Below are 18,647 nucleotides of genomic sequence, written 5' to 3' on the forward strand. Positions count from 1 at the left end.
TACATTCATAGTCAATTGCTATTCCCATCCTGGGTTTTGGATTAATCCATACCCTTTATTAATTTCGTTTGGAGGAAAAGCACTCAGATACCATTTTGCTGACCAATTCGCTTGCCAAAAGCGTGGAGGCAAAGTAACAGTTTCATAACTGTATGATCCATCAGGGTTTTTTGTTGTATTCACACCGTGAAGTGTTTGTCTAAAAAGGTCGTCTCGTTTCCAACGAATAATGTCGTACAAACGAACTTCTTCAAAACCAAACTCTAAAGCTCTCTCTTGAATGACAGCGTTTCGAAAAGCTAAATGAGATAATCCTGCTGGTAAATCATTAAGACCTACTCTATTTCTAACCATATTCACGGCATCATAAGCTTCCTGAGTTGGTCCGTTATTGAATTCATTAGCCGCTTCTGCTAAGGTTAAATAAATCTCAGCCAAACGCAAATAAGGCCATTGAACAATAGATTGTATCGAGGTCGAAGAATCACGATCTAATAAAAACTTTTTAAGACCAAATCCTGATTTACTGGCATTAGCGGCAAGAGTTGTTCTTTCTCTACCACCTACCCAGAGTTCCGCTTCTCGACCTTGATATGAATCGCCATTGACAAGAATAGTTTCATAAAGACGTGGGTCACGATTTTCCCATGGTTTAGCGGGATTCCAACCAGAATTAGCATCAGTAATTGGTGTTCCATCTGACATTGGAAACATATCTACATATTCTTTTGTAGGACAGGCTGTACCATAACCACTTGCACTTTGATAAAAGTAATAATTTGCTGCCCAATAAGCACCTGATTTATATCTTGTTCTTGTACTTATCAATACTTCTCCATTACCACGTTTGTAATACGCATCTTGAAAATCTTTTCTTGGATTACCCGTTTTTACAAGATTATATCCTCCAAGATTAAGTAAAGCCCTAGAAGCATCAGCGGCACGTTTCCATAAATTAGCATCGTAAGTACCATGCCAAGTTAATTTTTTTGTTGCAGCTTCTCCATCTAGATAAGCAGCACTAGAATTAAAAAGTGGGCTCGCACCAAACAAAAGGATTCTGGCTTTTAGACCCAATGCACTTGCTTTTGTAAATCGACCGTCATTGTTTGATAAATCGGGCATAATTAAGGGTAAATCTTTTTCAGCTTCATCGAGCAACGCTACAATTTTATTTAAGGTTTCCAAGGAAGTTAATCTATCTAACTTAGTATCCTCCTCAGGTGTGTAGGCATGGTCTACCCATGGTAATCCTCCAAAATTTCTGTACATATCGCAATAATGAACTGCAATAATCATTTTAGCCTCTGCTTTCAGTTGTTTTTTCAATGCTTCGGAAGCATCAGGAATTTTGTCAGCGTTTTCTATAAAATTCCAACCTATACGTATTCCTACCCAGCTGTCTTCTTTTGTAAAATGATATTTTGTACTTGAACTAGTATTTTCGGAAGCTGCACTATACTGACCATTGTAGTAATACTGATTGATTCCTCCCCAAGATAAATAGGAATGACAAAGATCACTTAAGGGTTCTAAAATATCCATCCCAAGTTTATTAGTTTTAGCTTCAAAATCAAGGTTTAAACCATAAGGCAAGGTACTATACCCTTTTGTTAGATATCTAAAGGCTAGTTCCTTGGACCCAAAAATAGTATCTTTTGTAACATCTACTCCGGGTTCTTTTTCTAAGAAATCGTTTCCGAATTCTACATCATCGCAGCTGTTTAAAATCAGTAACGCAACTGCTATACTAAATAATAATTTTTTTGCTTTCATAACTTTTTTTTATATGTAATTGTGTACTATTAATTTTATAAGAAATTCAATTTAACGCCTAAATTATATAATTTTGTAAGCGGATATTCTTGTATTGCTCCTGCTCTAGATTCGGGATCAATAATATCTAGTTTTGAAAATGTAACTAAATTATTGCCATTAAAGTATAATCGCAACGTAGATATCCCCATTTTTTTTAGAAAAACACCCTTAAAATTATAACCCATTTCGAGAGTTTTTAATCGGACATAAGATGCATCACGCAACCAAAAATCTGAATTTTTTGAATTATTACCAGAACCTTGAAATGTTATTCTAGGAAAAGTGGCTGTATTTGCTGTTTCAGGTGTCCATGCTTGGTCTGCCATATACTGCAATAATGATCTTTCACCTGTTGTTCCAAAAGGTACTCGTAAGGATTCATCCAATAGCCTTGATGTTTTTGTTGCTCCAGCCCATGACATGCTAAAATCAAAATTTTTGTATTCAAAACCTACATTTAGTCCAAAATTATAACCGGGATAATTTGGATATCCTATTGCTTTTTGATCATCTTGATCAATAACATTATCACCATTTAAATCTTTATACACTATATCACCTGGTTTGAGTAAATAGTTGTGATTTGGAATATTACTGTTGAGTTCGTCAATACCAAAAAATCTATCAAATATATATCCAAAAGGTTGACCTACTGGTTTACCTGTACGATATAGGTAATCTTCACTTTGTGGCACTTCTGCTTGATAAATAATTTTATTTTGTGTGTGCGATACATTGGCGTTAATTCTATAACTAAAATTTGAATTTAATTTTTGATTCCAGTTAAGTTCTACCTCAAATCCTTTGTTTTCAACTTCTCCGATATTTACTGCTGGAGGAATGTAAGCAACAAATCCCGGAATTATACCGTTAGTGGTTAAGATATTTGTTCTGTTTTCATTAAAAACATCAACAATAATACCTAGTTTATTTTCAAGAAATTTTAATTCAACACCTATGTTGCGTTTTGTAGCGGTTTCCCATGTTACATCAGCGTTTCCTATTATTCCTTCGGCAGCTGCTTGCAGGTTAACAGGGTTGTCTGTTCCAAAACTGTAGCTACCGCTAGTTGGATCATAGCTGTCAGGCAAATAAAGGAAACGATTTCCTCCAATTTTATCATTACCTACCAATCCATAAGACATTCTTAATTTTAAGAAATCAACAAATGGAACTTTTTCCATAAATTTTTCTTTAGTAACTATCCATCCAACAGAAAAAGCTGGAAACACACCAAATCTATTGGCTTCTGCAAAATTTTCTGAACCGTTGTATCCAATATTAAAATCGGCAGAATATTTGCTTTTGTAATCATAAGTTACCCTTCCTGCGATACCTACCAAACCTCTTGGGATATCTTGGTTTGTTGTTGCAACACCATTTGAATCTGTTGGATAATAATCTTTTTGCTCATTATAGAGTAGTAAACCTCCAAAGTTGTGATTTCCAAATTTTCGATTATAGTTAAAACCAGCTTCAAAATACCAATCTCTATCCTTACCTTGGGTTTCACTGTAGGATAAATTACCATTTGATCCAGCGGTACGGTATACAATCTCATTGCTGTTTTGATCGGCTGTTGGATCTAAGTCTCTTAAAAAATAAGGGATATATCGTATGATTGATGTAGCTCTATTTTTTGTGTGGGTATAACTTGTATTGTAAGATAATTTTGTTCTGAAACTTAATCCATTTATAAATTTTAATTGTTGCGTCAAATCAATATCAAAATTTAGCCTGTTTTGAAGGATATTTGAAAATCCAAGTCCATAATAGGAATCAAGACCATCTTTTTTAGTCCCTGTTATGTAATCATCTCCACCTGTGATATATTTTCCATCAATTATACCTGGACTAGAATAAGGTTGCGACCAATATGTTTCTCTAAACAACTGATTGACGCCACTTTTTGTTCTAGGCTCATTTCTAATACCTACTTGACCACCAATTGTTACCCCTAACTTTGTTGTTTTAGTAACATCGATATCTAGGTTTGTACGAAAGTTGTATCGCTGAAAACTGAAATTGTAATCGTAATTAGTATCAAATGTTCTAAAAAGTCCATCTTGACTTAAAACTCCTAAAGAAGCAAAATACCTTACATTATCATTACCTCCAGAAACATTTACATTTGCTCTAGATTGGTTTGCAAGTGGCTTTAATATATAATCCAACCAGTCCGTGTTAGGATATATTATAGGATCAGAATTAGTCCTAAAGGCTTCTAATGCTTCTGGAGAAAATTTAAGTTCCCCTACAGTAAGCAATGGATTATCGCTTAATCGAGCTTGATTGTGGCGCTGTGCATAAGTATAACTATCCGCAAAATCGAGTAAACGTGTTGCTTGTTGTACCCCTTTTGAGTAGCCTGATGTAATTGTGGCTTTGCCTTTTGTACCACGTTTTGTTGTTACTATAATCACCCCATTTGCACCACGTACTCCATAAACAGCAGTAGCAGATGCATCTTTTAATATAGAGAAACTTTCAATTTCATCTGCATCTAAACCTGTAAATGGTCGTTCTACACCATCTACAATAATGAGAGGTTGTGATCTATCCTCTGTAAGTGATGCAATACCACGAATAAAAATGCTTGGATCATCAGCTCCAGGACGTCCAGAAAACTGAACTGTTGAGATTCCTGTAATTTGTCCTGCTAATGAATTTGCAATATTAGCACTTGGTGATCGGCTTAATTGATCGGCACTTATGGTACTTATTGCTCCAGTAACTGATATTTTTTTCTGTTTTCCATAAGCCACAACAACCACATCGTTTAATTCTGTAGAGCTTGTTGTCATTTTAAGATTCACAACGCTTTTTCCATTCACAGTAACTTCGGCAGTTTCGAAACCAATATAACTAAAAACAAGTACACTTTTTGAGGAAATACTAAAGGTATATTTTCCGTCAATATCTGTATTAACACCTTTTTTTGTGCCTTTTTCCATTACGGTAACTCCAAAAATTGGCGCACCTTGATTGTCTGTTACGGTTCCTGTTACTTGCAATGATTGTGCCCATGAGGCATGATTTATTCCAAGTATAATTATTAAATTTAGAAATAAATAAATTCTTGTTTGTTTTATTCTCATCGTATTAAATTTTCATAAAATTAATTGCTTGGTTATTTTTAGTTTTTTGGCGGAAAATTAATTTATTAGTATAAATCATCAGCACTACTTCTAATTGTTTTGATGTTAAATATCATAAAATGGTATTAATTATTTAACACAAAATTAAAGAGAACTAACTTTAAAGTATAGTACAAGTTATTCAAATAAGAGGTCAAATAGCTCATTTGTCAAAAAAAAGGGTTGAATTTAAGTGTGATTTTAATCCTATTGGATTTAATTAGTTAACATCAAAAGGAGTTGCGTGAATTAATTTGTAAATGCTATACTGTTTATTTTTTTAGCCTGTCATTCTGAGTGAAATCGAAGGACGTCATTGATACTTGGCATAAACACATCTCAACCACTGACCTTCTTCTACAAATAATAAAATTATTACCTACTCGTTGGGTGTAATTATTAAAAACGGTTCTCGATACAAGTCACTTCGGGTAGCGAAGCGTATCGAGAAGTTTTGTTCCGTTTTACTCCCGAAGCAACGGGACAAAAAACCGAACTGACGTTTTGAATAATTACATTCAACAGGTTATCAGATAGGATTAATTAGTCCTAAAATAATGGTTCTGAATAATAAGCACTACATTTTTTTGCTGGTGATTTTAGCTTTGTATTTTGAGGGCAAACACTTGAATTGTTTTTCAAAGGAAATCTTAAAATATTTATAATCGTTGAAACCAACTTCGTAAGCAATTTGACTTAAATTAAGGTCATCAATCAAAATGAGATGCGCTGCCTTTTTGAGTCTTATAGAACGAATAAATGAAGTTAAAGACAAACCTGTTAAGGATTTAATTTTACGATACAATGTAGATTGACTCATATTCAACTCATCGACCATGGTTTCAATACTAAAGGAACTATTTTGAATATTAGTTTCTACAAGAACAATTGCTTTGTGGATGAAAGCACTTTCTGTATTGGTGTCATTTTCAATCTCTGTTTGTGTAGGTTCAAACTGAATTTTGTTTAACAGCAATGCTCTAAGTTTTTTTCGGTTTTCGAGTAAACCCGCAATTCTTGCTTTTATTATAATAGGATTAAACGGTTTAGTAATATAATCATCAGCTCCAGTTTGTAATCCTTGTATTTCATATACGGCTGACGATCGTGCGGTTAATAAAATAATAGGAATGTGCGAAGTGATAATTTGTGCTTTGAGCTCTTTACATAGCGTAATTCCATCTTTACCGGGCATCATGATATCACTCAATATTAAGTCTGGTATTTCTGATGAGGCTATTTTAAATCCTTCATTCCCATTTTCTGCCATAAATATGGTGTAGGAATCCGAGAGAAAATCTTTTAAATAATCAAGAATATCCTTGTTATCATCGATTATAAGTATTGAATTTTCTTTGGTTTTAATACTTAAATTTTCTTTTTGATTTTCGTTCCATTTTGTATCGTAAGCAACTATATTGTCTGTGTTTACAAAATTAGTATCTACTCCAGATTCGTCATAATTTATGCTTAATGGGAGTTTAATAAGGAATTCGGTACCACAATTTATTTTACTTTCGACCTCAATAGTTCCGTGATGAAGTTCAATAATTTTTTTTGAAAACGTGAGACCTATACCGCTTCCAATCATTTTAGTAGATTCGGCAGATTTGATTTGAAAAAAATGATCAAAAATTTTGTCAAGATAATCTTCTTCCATGCCCAAACCTGTGTCCTGTACGGAGATTATACAAAAATCGTCTTTCTTTTCAAGGCTTAAAGTAATTTTATCTCCTGGTTTACAATATTTGATTGCATTAGACAGTAAATTACACAATACTATTTCGATTTTATTTCGATCAAATTGGAAAAAAATTTCATCATCGCTATATTTAAACTTATATTTTATATCTCTAGATTTTGCCATTTCATTAAAGTATAAAAATACTTCTTTTGAAAATCGAACGATGTTGCCTTGCGATACACTCAACTCTAATAAACCATATTCTGCTTTACGAAAATCTAATAATTGATTTATTAAATTGAGTAGCCTGTTAGCATTTCTATCAATAATACTAAGTTTTTTTGCCATTTTTGGAGCTAGGTCTGGGTTTTCCATAAGCTCCGTCAACGGACTAATAATGAGGGTTAATGGAGTTCTAAATTCATGTGAAATATTAGTGAAGAAGTTCAGTTTTAACTCACTCAATTCAATTTCTTTTTCCTTGTCGTTTCTGGCAATTTCTAGATTGTTTTCAAGTTTTAATTGATCGTTATATAATTTTAAAATATAGAAAAATAGGATAAGTATTAAAATAGTATATAACGCTATAGCCAAAGGACTTTTCCATGGTGAATTTAATATTTCTATTTCTAGATTTTTGGATTTACTCCAGGTTTGATTGTCTCTAGTTGCAGCAACTTTAAGAATGTATTTTCCGTTATCTAGTCCTGCAAAATTGATTTCGTTTTGGCTTTGCAAATCAAGCCAATTGTTTTGATATCCTTCTAATTTATAACGGTATTTAACATTTAATTTTCCCGAAAAATCATTAGTGATAAATCCAACAGAGAAAAATTTATCGTCATGAGTAAGTTGTATTTTGTCGACATAACTAAAATTTTTGTCTATTATTTGATGCTCTCTTTTTTCAGTCGAATATTGAACGAGGCTATTATTTACTCTAAGATTTGTAAAAATGACTTCTAGTACTGAATTGTCCTGTGCAATTTTATTAGGATTGAAGTAAGTAACATTGTCTATTCCGCCAAAAAAGAGGAGGTTATTTTCAAAATTAAAACGGCTTCTATTATTGAACGATGTTGTTTTTACGCCGTCATTTTCTCCATAACTTATAAAGGAATGTTTTTGCTCGTTGTACTTTACAATTTCGGTTTTGGTACTCAACCATATATTTGATTTGGCATCAAAGGCTACTGAGCAAATAAAATCGCTGTTCAATCCATCTTCTTTAGTAAGTTGATCCTTTATAATTAACTTTTTATTTAGGAAGGCTAATTTTATTAATCCGCTTGGAGTTGCCAGCCAAATATAGTCGTCTTTGATCACGACGGAGTTGATGATGACGCTAGGTAATTTATGATTTATCAAAAGTGATTTAGCATTAAATTTTCTTTTTGCTCTATCAAATAAATGCAAACCATTATAAGTTCCTACCCAAATATTACCTTTTGAATCTTCTTTTATACTGGTTATACGACTATTTTCTATTTTGAAATTTCCCTTTAAAACATCGGAATAAAATCGGTAGGCATTTTCATTTTCAAAATCCTTGAGTGCAACAACTGCGATTCCGTTAAGTTGTGTTCCAATGAACAGAATATTATTTTTGTCAACATAAAACGAGGTCACTTTAATGATTTTTTTACTGGTAAAAATGATTTTTTTTGCCTTTAAATCATAAACATAAAAACTTGAACCAGTACCTATATACAATTTATTTTGGTGTTCGTATAGGCTAATTATTTTAGTTAATCCAATTTCTTTTATGTGTGTTAAATTAGAAAAATTTGTCCCTGAATAGACTCCATTATTAAGTGTTCCTACAAATAAACTATTTTTATTTTTATAAATAGCCCCAAAATTTAAGTCTCCATTTAGTGATTTATTATCCACTAGTTCACTAGCATTTTTAAATCCCTTGCCTTCAATTAATTTTACAACTCCGCCGTTTGCAGTGGCAACCCAAATTTGATTATTCTTGTCATGATGTACTTTGAGTATCGTATTATAATTAATTTTCAATTTACCCGAATTTGGAGAAACTAACTCTATTTTGGAGAATTTAGTTAATTTGGAATTACTTCTATAAAGTCCATTTAGCCAAGTACCTATCCAAAGTCTGTTTTTGGAATCTAAGGAAAGTGTTTTATAAAAATTACTGCTTACTCCAGTTTCTATAGAATCAATTTTTTGGGTTTTAAAATCATAGTTATATAATTTTGTTGTAGTTAGAGAAGTCCCTATCCATAATTTATTTCGTTTTGAATCTAATAGTAAATCCGAAAGATTGGTTTTAAAATTGTAATTGCGTAGTAGTTCTCCTTTGGTGTTAAATTTAGATACTCTTTGATAATAACTAATCCATATATTAGATTGGCCATCACTAATAATACTATTTATGATGGAGGATATTTTAATGTGTTTTACTAATTTGTTTTTGGTTGAGTTTATCACAAATACACCATCTTCCCATGTTCCAATCCAAATATTACCTTTTTGATCAGCTGCAATTGCAGTAATATAGATATCGCCATTATTCCCTTTGTCAATGAGATGATTGTAGTTTTTGACAGTATTAGTTTTAACATCCAATGAAGAAATTCCTCCGCTTTTTGTACCAATCCAAATTAAGTTAGAATCATCTTTAAATAGTACTTCAATATTTTCATTTTTTAATTTTTTGTAACTTTTACCTGGTTTTATATTTTCAAAATCATAACCGTTATATTTAGTTAAACCATTTTCTGTACCAATCCATTTCGCATTAAGATCATCGCTTATTATTGAAGTAACATAATCGTGAGGCAGACCTTGATTGGTAGTAATGTATTCTAAAACAAAATTAGACTGGTCGGTCTGAGCAGAAATTATGGAAATGAATAACAAATGAAAAATAAGTAATGTTTTTTGCATTTTATAATCGGGTTAAAATTTAATTATTGTATTGTATATGCTACTAGTATTTTTTTTTTTTGAATTGATTGCAAATCAAATTAGTTGATAAATAGTTTTTGTGAGCATTGTTATATAAATATTTAAAGTAGATGTTTGTTGTATACGGTACTTCGTAAAAGTATACGAATTTAAAGTATTTAATTCTTTGTATAATATAAATGCCCTTAAAGTCCTGTTAATTGAACTAATTACACCCCTAATAAATACCAACTATCATTTATTTTTGTTAATACAATATTGTTATGGCATGGTTTAAATAACACTAAAGTTACAAAAATATAACCTTTGTCAAACTTATAAATTTAAAAATTAAATTTTAATTACTCAAAGCAAAGACTTTTCTGAATAAATTAAAATATTTAATAATCCAGAACGATTTGATAAATTATAAATAAACATGCAACCACAAAAAACTAGAAAGTCAAGCTAAAACTAAAATTCATCACAACGAATACAATTTACAAAATTAAGACACTAAAAACATAATTAATGATTGAGAAAAAGCGCTCCATTGTATTCAAATTCTTTTTAATACTTTTTTTAACATTTAGTCTTGCAAAAGCACAACAACTAAAATCAAACAAAAAATTACCCAACATAGTTTTCATCTATGCGGATGATTTAGGATACGGTGATCTTGGCGCTTATGGTGCAACCGAAATAAAAACCCCAAATATGGATGCCCTTGCAAACGGAGGCGTTCGTTTTACAAACGGATATGCTACCTCGGCAACTTGCACACCAAGTAGGTACGGTTTACTTACTGGTATTTATCCGTGGAGAGAAAAAAACGCTAAAATTTTACCAGGAACAGCTCCATTGCTTATCAAAACTAATCAAATGACGATTCCTAAAATGTTAAAAGAAAAAGGATATCATACCGGAATAGTAGGGAAATGGCATTTAGGTCTTGGCGACGGCGCTATTGATTGGAACAAAAACATATCACCAAGTCCGCGTGAAGTTGGGTTTGATTATTCCTATATAATGGCAGCAACTCAAGATAGAGTTCCTACTGTTTATATTCAAAACGGAGCTGTTGTTGGGCTAGACCCAAAAGATCCTATTGAAATCAATTATGACAAAAATTTTGAAGGAGAACCTACAGCTCTAACTAATCCTGAATTATTAAAAATGAATTGGCATCATGGACACAATAATAGCGTGGTAAATGGTGTGCCGAGAATAGGTTTCATGAAGGGTGGAAAATCTGCCATTTGGAATGATGATGACATGTCCGATACTTTTTTGCAACAAGCTAATGACTATGTGAAAACGCATAAAAACGAACCTTTTTTTCTATATTATGCTATTCAACAACCGCATGTACCAAGAATTCCAAACCCTCGTTTTGCAGGTAAATCAGGTTTAGGACCCAGAGGAGATGTTATATTAGAAGCAGATTGGACTATTGGAGAATTCATAAAAACACTCGAAAAGGAAGGACTTTTAGAAAACACTTTAATTGTACTCTCCAGTGACAATGGTCCTGTTTTAAACGATGGTTACTACGATGATGCTGTAACAAAAATAGGAAATCACAAGCCTGCAGGTCCTTTAAAAGGAGGAAAATATAGTTTGTTTGAAGCCGGAACACGTGTCCCATTTATTGTTCATTGGAAAGGAAAAACAAAACCAACGGTTTCTGATGCATTAGTTTGTCAGATTGATTTGTTTTCGTCTCTAGCTGCTCTGGTGGGAAGTAAATTACGAACTAAAGACAGCGAAAATCAAATAAATGCATTTACAGGTAAAAGCACGAAAGGAAGAAAAAAACTTGTTATAGAAGCAAATTCCAAAACCGCCTTCAGAAAAGGAGATTGGGCTATGATTCCACCATATAATGGTCTTGCTGTTAATAATGACGTTAATATTGAACTAGGAAATAATAAAGAGTATCAATTGTATAATTTAAAAGAAGATATTGGGCAGGAAAATAATCTAGCAAAATCAAATCCTGAAAAATTGAATGAAATGATAGATTCTTACGTTAAAATTCGTGGAAAAGTTAACAATAATGCTCAGGAGCTAAAGTTGGAATAATTTTGAAATTTTTTATATTACTTATGAAATCTCTAAAAATATTTTTTGTTCTTATATTAAATTTAATACCCATTTTATGTAATTCACAAGAAAACATTAGAGTAAACAAATCTAAACCTAATGTGATTTACATTCTTGCAGATGATCTAGGATATGGAGATTTAAGCTGTTACGGTCAAGAAAAATTCGTAACTCCAAATATTGATAAATTAGCTAAAGAAGGAATGCTATTTACCCAGCATTATTCAGGAGCACCAGTTTGTGCACCTTCAAGATCTGCATTATTAACGGGTTTAAATACAGGACACACACCCATTAGAGGAAACAAGGGCGTTGAACCCGAAGGACAATTTCCAATACCAAAAGAAGCTTTTACAATTGCCGAATTAATGAAACAACAAGGTTATGTAACGGGTGCTTTTGGCAAATGGGGCTTAGGAAACCCTGAATCAGAAGGAGATCCTTCGAACCAAGGTTTTGATACTTTTTATGGATATAATTGTCAATTATTAGCACACAATTATTATCCTGACCATTTGTGGGACAACAATAAAAAAGTACTGTTTCCTGAAAATGAAGGAATCAATAACGGGCAATATGCTCCAAACTTGATTCACAACAAAGCACTTTCATTTATAGAAAAAAACAAAAATCAACCTTTTTTCTTATACTATGCAAGCGTTTTGCCCCATGCCGAGTTGATTGTACCTCAAAAGAACTTAGATAAGTTCATAGGAAAGTTTAATCCCGAGAAAGTCTACAAGGCTAAAGACAATAAAGAAGGTTTTAAAAAAGGAGAATACTCGTCCCAGCCCAATAGTCATGCTGCTTTTGTAGCGATGATTACTTTATTAGACGACCAAGTAGGCGAAATTGTATCTAAAATTAGAGAATTGGGACTAGAAAATAACACCCTTATTATTTTTACCTCGGACAATGGTCCTCATAAAGAAGGTGGAGCTGACCCGGATTATTTCAAAAGCAATGGTGCTTTTAGAGGATACAAAAGAGATTTATACGAAGGGGGAATTCGAGTGCCGATGATTGCAAAATGGAAAGGCAAAATTGCAGCAGGAAGTACAACAGACCATATTTCTGCATTTTGGGATGTCATGCCAACATTGGCTGAACTTGAAAATGCAAAAATCTCTACTCCAATTGACGGTATTTCGTTCTTACCTACATTGTTAAAAAATGGAACTCAAAAAAAGCACAAGCATTTATATTGGGAATTTCATGAATTGGGAGGAAGACAGGCAATTAGGCAAAAAAATTGGAAATTAGTCAAATATAATGTAATACAAAACGGAAAATATGAATTGTATAATCTTAAAAAAGACAGCTCCGAAACGCAAGATTTAGCCTCTAAAATGCCTGAAAAAGTAGCCGAATTAGCTAAAATATTAGAATCAAGAAGAACAGAATCTAATGTATTTAAGTTCAATTAATATCCATTTAAACATTAAAATAATTCCAAGATAAATTATAATCCAAAAATCATGAAACTTTATTTTATCAACAAGACATTTCTAATCCTTAGCTTATTTTTAGGAGTGACAGGATTATTACAGGCTCAAAATGAAACTATTCCATTATGGCCTAATGAAATTCCTGGAAGCAAAAATACCGTTGATTATAAAGAAGTAGCGAATGGAGTAACGGATCAAGTCAGCAAAGTTACAATACCTACATTATCTGTATTTATTCCCGAAAAACCAAACGGGACTGCAGTTGTCATTTGTCCTGGTGGAGGTTATTCGTATTTAGCCATAAATAAAGAAGGATATAAAGTTGCCAAATGGTTAAATAAATTGGGCATAACCGCTTTTGTTCTAAAGTACAGACTGCCTAGCGATGAAATTATGAAAGATAAAACATTTGGACCATTACAAGATGCACAAGAAGCCATTCGATTCATTAGACGAAATGCTGAAAAATGGAATATAAATATAGATAAAGTTGGCGTTATTGGATTTTCGGCTGGTGGTCATCTTGCTTCTACCCTATCAACTCATTATAATGATGAAGTCTATAAAGTTATTGATTCCACTAGTGCTAGACCCGATTTTTCGGTTTTGGTTTATCCAGTAATTTCAATGGAAGAAAAAATTACTCACAAAGGTTCCAGAAATAATCTAATTGGAACTTCTCCTTCTGATGCATTGATTGAAAAATATTCGAACGAAAAACAAATAGACGCTTCAACTCCACCTACACTTTTGATTCACGCCAATGATGATAAATCAGTTCCAGTTGAAAACAGTATTCAATATTTTTTAGCGTTAAAGAAGCATAGTGTTTCTTCAGAAATTCATTTGTATCAAAGTGGCAAGCATGGCTTTGGTCTAGGCAACAAAGGAACTTCTAGCGAGAATTGGACAAAACAATGCGAAGAGTGGTTGCGTTTTAATAATTACGCACCATTAATTAATAACCCAAAAAAATAAATTATTAACCTGGCAAAATCATTTAAATGAAAAAAGGCTTTTTACTTGTTGCATTTTTTTTTTCAAGTTATTTTATGATAGCACAAACCGTTTATGACAAATTCAAACCTGGCGAAGTATGGTTAGATCATAAAGGAAATCTCATCAATGCACACGGTGGTGGATTTTTGTATTACAACAATACCTATTATTGGTTTGGAGAACACAAAGCTGCGGGAGAAATGGGGAATAAAGCAATGGTGGGCGTACATGTTTACAGCTCGAAAGATATATACAACTGGAAAGACGAAGGCATTGCTTTAAAAATGGCGAAAAACAAAAATTCCTTATTGCAAAAAGGATGTATTTTAGAACGTCCAAAAGTGATTTACAACAAAAAAACAGGCAAGTTCGTCATGTGGTTTCATCATGAGCTAAAAGATCAAGGTTACAAAGCAGCATTGACAGGAGTTGCCGTTGCAGATAAAGTTACGGGACCTTATAAATACATCAATAGTTTTAGACTACATTCTAAAGTTTGGCCAATAAATTTTACCAAAGAACAGCAAGAAAGTGCCGCTCTCATTTATAAAACAGAATTTAATAAAACCCGAAGAGGAAAAGAAGGGCTTGATTTGTACAGAGATTTTGAAGTCGGTCAAATGTCAAGAGACATGACTTTGTATGTTGATGATGACCAGCAAGGATATCATATTACAGCTTCAGAGGAGAATCAGACCTTGTTAATTTCTAAATTATCCGATGATTATTTGTCCATGACCGGCGAATATGTTCGGATTTTACCCGGAGAAAGAAATGAAGGTCCAGCTATTTTAAAAAAAGACGGGAAATATTATTTATTCTCCTCTGATTTAACAGGTTGGTTGCCCAATCCCGCACGACTAGCTGTTTCAGATAACATGATGTCGGGATGGAAATCATTAGGAAATCCGTGCCGAGGAACTGAGGAAGAAAATAAAACAACCTTTCGTTCTCAAAGTACTTATGTTTTGCCAATAGAAGGAAAAAAAGACGCATTTATTTTTGTGGCAGATCGTTGGGATCCAAAAAATCTAATAGACAGTCAGTACATTCTGTTACCAATAGAGTTTGAAAACGAAATTCCTTTTTTGAAATGGTATGACTCATGGAATTTAAATTTATTTGATAAAAAGTAAGATTACTTAAAAATGCGAAATAAACAATTTCAAATATTTCTCCTACTCGCTTTTCTTGTTCTTTGGAATGGATACAGTCAGAATGCGCAGAAACCAAATATAATTATCATTCTTACTGATGATATGGGTTATGCCGACGTAGGTTTTAATGGCTGCAAGGACATACCTACACCCAATATAGACCGAATTGCAACAAACGGAGTAAAATTTACCAATGGTTATGTAACCTATTCCGTTTGCGGACCAAGTAGAGCAGGACTTTTAACGGGACGTTACCCACAACGTTTTGGATACGAACGAAATCCTCAATATCGTCCTCATGATCCTAATATGGGTTTACCAAAAGAAGAGAACACTCTGGCGGAATCCTTAAAACAAGTGGGGTATACTTCAGGAATTATTGGCAAATGGCATCAAGGTGCTGATATTTCGAATCATCCTTTGAATCGAGGATTCAAGGAATTTTTTGGACATTTAGGTGGTGGTCACAGGTATTTCCCAGAGGATTTGACCATACAAGACAGTTATGCTGTTGATAACGACGAAGGAATGAGTTATAAAACTTGGATAATGCGAAATCACGAACCCATTCAAACCAAAAAATACCTAACCGATGAGTTTTCGGATGAAGCCGTTCAATTTGTCGAAAGACATCAAAAAGAACCTTTCTTTTTGTATCTAGCCTACAATGCGCCACATTCGCCACTTCAAGCTACACAAGAATATTTAGATCGATTTCCAAATATCAAAGATAAAAAACGAAAAACCTATGCCGCAATGGTCAGTGCCGTTGATGACGGAGTTGGACGCCTTTTAGATCAATTAGAAGCTTTAAATCTGGACAAAAATACCCTAGTTTATTTCTTATCAGACAATGGTGGACCTGTCAAAAGTAATGTTGCGGGTAATGGTTCTGACAACGGCATTTTAAGAGAAGGTAAATCATCTATTTATGAAGGTGGATACCGTGTTCCTTTTGCTATGCAATGGAAAGGAACAGTAAATCCTGGTGTTTATGAAAATCCTATTTCATCACTCGATATTTTTGCCACTATTGCAGCACTTTCAAAATCACCGGTCAAGAAAGGCAAACCTTTAGATGGTGTCAATTTAATTCCATTTCTAACCGGTAAAAACAAATCAATTCCTCACGAAACCATTTTTTTAAGAAAATTTGATGAAAAGGGATATTCCGTTCGTTACAAAAATTTGAAATTAGTGGTAGACAACAACAATCCACCAGAACTTTATAATTTAAAAGAGGATATTGAAGAAAAAAATAATATTGCAAAACAAAATCCTAAGGACGTTAAAAAATTAGAAAAAATAAGACAAGAATGGAACTCAGAGTTAGTCGAACCCATTTTTGGAGGATTGATAATGTCTAAAAAAGAGAAAATAAAAGAAAATAATAAAGATTAATTCAACAATAATGACACAAGTAAAAACATATTTTCTTTTTTTAGTTACATTACTAATTACAACTACTGGGTATTGTCAAGTAAAACTTCCAAAGTTAATTAGCAATGGAATGGTTTTACAGCGCGACACCAAAATTAAAATTTGGGGATGGTCTGCACCGAATGAAAAAATTGCTATAGATTTTATTAATTCAAAATATAAAATTAAGGCGAATAATAATGGCGAATGGGAATTACAATTGTCTAATTTAAAAGCTGGCGGACCTTATTTAATGAAAATAAACGCGAGTAATACCCTTGAAATAAATGATATTTTAGTTGGTGATGTTTGGCTTTGTTCTGGGCAATCTAATATGGCAATGACGGTTGGCGCTGTAAGTTCTTTGTACGAAAATGATATTGCAAATGCTGAAAATAAATTTATTCGAAATTTTGAAGTTCCCAGGGAATACGAATTCAATATTCAAAGAACCGATTTAAGTGGTGGTTCATGGAAAGCTGCTAATCCAAAAAATGTGAAGCAATTTTCGGCAACAGCTTACTTTTTTGCAAAAGAACTCTATGCAAAATACAAAATCCCCATCGGGATGATTAATTCCAGTTTCGGAGGAACTCCTATTCATGCTTGGATAAGTGAGAAAAACTTGAAACCGTTTCCATCAAGTTACAACGAAATTGTAGCATTAAAAAATCCTGAGTTTGTAAAAAATATCGAAAACAAGGAAATAGAACTCGAAAAAAAATGGAATGCTATGCAACTCATAAATGATGAAGGCATAGCAACCAAAGGCAATTGGGCTTCTAATTCGACCATAGTCCAAGACTGGCAAGTAGCAAAAGTACCTGGTTTTTGGAATGGCACTCCTTTGGATAAAGTTAGTGGAGTGGTTTGGTACAAAAAAGAAATAGAGGTTTCAAAAAAAATAGCATCACAAGTCTCTTTTTTACATTTAGGAACTATAATGGGAGCTGATTCTACGTATGTAAACGGAAAATTAGTTGGCAACTTAAAGGATCAATGGTCACAACGAAAATACCAAATTCCGGCCAACACATTTCTTGAAGGCAAAAATACAATTACCATTAGAGTTGTCAAAAAAAGAGGAAACGGTGGTTTTGTTGGTGGCTATCAATATGCACTTAGTAACAAAGACGAAACTATTGATTTAACTGGAACATGGAAATATAAAATAGGAACTCAATTAGATGCGTTACCCAATCCTGTACCAATTAGATGGAAGCCCACGGCTTTACATAATTCTATGATTCAGCCCTTAAAAAAATATGCTGTTAAAGGTGCAATCTGGTATCAAGGCGAAGGAAATGCAGGAAAACCAAAGGAATATGGTCAGTTTTTGCCCGCACTAATTAATGATTGGAGAACGCTATTTAGTAAACCTTCAATGCCCTTTTTATTTGTTCAATTGCCTAATTATGGCGCTGAAAAACCGAATCCTACACAAAGTAATTGGGCAGAACTTCGGGAATCTCAATTAAAAACATTGTCATTGCCTGATACAGGAATGGCAACAACAATTGATGTTGGTGAGTGGAACGACATTCATCCTCATAAAAAGAAAGATGTTGGAACACGTTTAGCTTTGGTTGCTCAAAATCTGGTTTATGGCGATTCAAAAGTAATTTATTCAGGGCCAAAATACGAATCGATGCAAATCGAAAATAACAAAATAATTCTTTCGTTTTCAACTTATGGTAGTGCATTACAATTCAAAGGAGAAGGAAAACATTCCAATTTTGCAATTGCAGGAGCGGATAAAAAATTTGTATGGGCTCAAGCCAAAATAGAAAACGGGAAAATTACAGTTTGGAGTAATGAAATATCAAATCCAGTAACTGTACGATATGCATGGGCAGACAATCCTGATGGCGAATTATTATTCAATCCTGAAGGTTTACCAGCTTCTCCATTTAGAACTGATGCTTGGTAGTTAAATAAATTTCTTGATTTTTTGATATATAAAAAT

The 18,647-nt window shown here is 33.1% G+C and carries 9 protein-coding genes; 6 read left to right on the plus strand and 3 right to left on the minus strand.

Annotated elements, in window-relative coordinates:
- Window positions 1–18: 18 nt before the first annotated feature.
- From RMO53_RS05695 to RMO53_RS05705, 3 genes are all read right to left on the minus strand, one after another.
- Complete coding sequence (locus RMO53_RS05695) at window positions 19–1,776, minus strand: RagB/SusD family nutrient uptake outer membrane protein (protein ID WP_310378849.1); 1,758 nt, start codon at window positions 1,774–1,776, stop codon at window positions 19–21.
- A gap of 35 nt (window positions 1,777–1,811) precedes the next feature.
- The gene (locus RMO53_RS05700; protein WP_310378850.1) at window positions 1,812–4,916 is read right to left on the minus strand and encodes a TonB-dependent receptor; all 3,105 of its coding nucleotides are present in this window, start codon (window positions 4,914–4,916) and stop codon (window positions 1,812–1,814) included.
- Window positions 4,917–5,532: 616 nt separating this feature from the next.
- On the minus strand, window positions 5,533–9,552 hold the full coding sequence (locus RMO53_RS05705) for a two-component regulator propeller domain-containing protein (RefSeq protein WP_310378851.1): 4,020 nt from the start codon (window positions 9,550–9,552) through the stop codon (window positions 5,533–5,535).
- Window positions 9,553–10,083: 531 nt separating this feature from the next.
- On the opposite strand from RMO53_RS05705, the gene RMO53_RS05710 reads away from it, so the two are divergent.
- The 6 genes from RMO53_RS05710 to RMO53_RS05735 are packed head-to-tail and all read left to right on the plus strand — an operon-like array spanning window position 10,084 to window position 18,611.
- The gene (locus RMO53_RS05710; protein WP_310378853.1) at window positions 10,084–11,637 is read left to right on the plus strand and encodes an arylsulfatase; all 1,554 of its coding nucleotides are present in this window, start codon (window positions 10,084–10,086) and stop codon (window positions 11,635–11,637) included.
- A gap of 23 nt (window positions 11,638–11,660) precedes the next feature.
- Complete coding sequence (locus RMO53_RS05715; RefSeq protein ID WP_310378855.1) at window positions 11,661–13,085, plus strand: arylsulfatase; 1,425 nt, start codon at window positions 11,661–11,663, stop codon at window positions 13,083–13,085.
- A gap of 51 nt (window positions 13,086–13,136) precedes the next feature.
- Window positions 13,137–14,084 (plus strand): alpha/beta hydrolase, encoded by a 948-nt coding sequence (locus RMO53_RS05720; protein WP_310378856.1) that lies wholly within the window; start codon window positions 13,137–13,139, stop codon window positions 14,082–14,084.
- A 26-nt stretch (window positions 14,085–14,110) separates the two neighbouring features.
- On the plus strand, window positions 14,111–15,241 hold the full coding sequence (locus RMO53_RS05725; protein WP_310378858.1) for a glycoside hydrolase family 43 protein: 1,131 nt from the start codon (window positions 14,111–14,113) through the stop codon (window positions 15,239–15,241).
- Window positions 15,242–15,253: 12 nt separating this feature from the next.
- Window positions 15,254–16,663 carry a sulfatase-like hydrolase/transferase gene (locus tag RMO53_RS05730; protein ID WP_310378860.1) on the plus strand — a complete coding sequence of 470 codons (1,410 nt, stop codon included), beginning with the start codon at window positions 15,254–15,256 and terminating at the stop codon, window positions 16,661–16,663.
- A gap of 10 nt (window positions 16,664–16,673) precedes the next feature.
- Window positions 16,674–18,611 (plus strand): sialate O-acetylesterase, encoded by a 1,938-nt coding sequence (locus RMO53_RS05735; RefSeq protein WP_310378861.1) that lies wholly within the window; start codon window positions 16,674–16,676, stop codon window positions 18,609–18,611.
- The last annotated feature ends 36 nt before the right edge of the window (window positions 18,612–18,647 follow it).

This window comes from Flavobacterium sp., from assembly GCF_031409475.1.
GTDB lineage: Bacteria > Bacteroidota > Bacteroidia > Flavobacteriales > Flavobacteriaceae > Flavobacterium.